Source organism: Paenibacillus sp. ICGEB2008, from assembly GCF_000307675.1.
Classification (GTDB): Bacteria; Bacillota; Bacilli; order Paenibacillales; family Paenibacillaceae; genus Paenibacillus; species Paenibacillus polymyxa.
This window is the reverse complement of the sequence record NZ_AMQU01000066.1, coordinates 1-1,010: the sequence shown is the minus strand read 5'-3', so window position 1 is coordinate 1,010 and position 1,010 is coordinate 1. Positions and strand designations below refer to the sequence as shown.

Annotated in this window: 2 rRNA genes; both read right to left on the bottom strand. The window is 49.8% G+C overall.

The features are described from left to right. A 23S ribosomal RNA gene (locus C400_RS0125975) occupies positions 1-488 on the bottom strand; the annotation flags it as partial. A 306-nt stretch (positions 489-794) separates the two neighbouring features. Then, positions 795-1,010: ribosomal RNA gene (locus tag C400_RS0125970) — 16S ribosomal RNA — on the bottom strand; the annotation flags it as partial.

Genomic DNA, 1,010 nt, shown 5'->3' with positions numbered 1-1,010 from the left:
CCAGGGAGTATTTAGCCTTGGCAGATGGTCCTGCCGGATTCATACGGGGTTTCACGTGCCCCGCACTACTCGGGATCCGTCTCGGAGGGAACAGGTTTTGAACTACAGGGCTTTTACCTTCTCTGGCGGGCCTTTCCAGACCTCTTCATCTAACCGGTTCCTTTGTAACTCCATGTGAGACGTCCCACAACCCCAAGGAGCAAGCTCCTTGGTTTGGGCTAATCCGCGTTCGCTCGCCGCTACTGACGGAATCACTATTGTTTTCTCTTCCTCAGGGTACTTAGATGTTTCAGTTCCCCTGGTCTGCCTCTCACTCACCTATGAATTCAGTGAGTAGCGACTGTCGATGAAGACAGCCGGGTTTCCCCATTCGGACATCCCCGGATCAAAGCTTGCTTACAGCTCCCCGAGGCTTTATCGTTGTTCGCCACGTCCTTCGTCGGCTCCTGGCGCCTAGGCATCCTCCGTGTGCTCTTTGTAGCTTAACCTAGTATCTACATAGTAAATACGATTTGCTACCTTTATTTCACTTGTTTACACAAGATCAGCTTAAAGGAATATTCTAAAACGCAATTTCGTTTCGGTATCCAGTTTTCAAGGTGCAATTCGCTTCATCGAAGCGAAACCCGATGAATATTTCGGTTCTACACGTATGTGTGAATGAAACATTCGTCGAAGTTCGAGAGTTTGAACTCTCAAAACTGAGCAACGAGTGAGTAACAGGCCTAAACCTGAGTTTTGAAGCTTACGCTTCATATTTGAATGTTTCCGTTGCAGGAAACGATTCTCCATAGAAAGGAGGTGATCCAGCCGCACCTTCCGATACGGCTACCTTGTTACGACTTCACCCCAATCATCTACCCCACCTTCGGCGGCTGGCTCCTTGCGGTTACCTCACCGACTTCGGGTGTTGTAAACTCTCGTGGTGTGACGGGCGGTGTGTACAAGACCCGGGAACGTATTCACCGCGGCATGCTGATCCGCGATTACTAGCAATTCCGACTTCATGT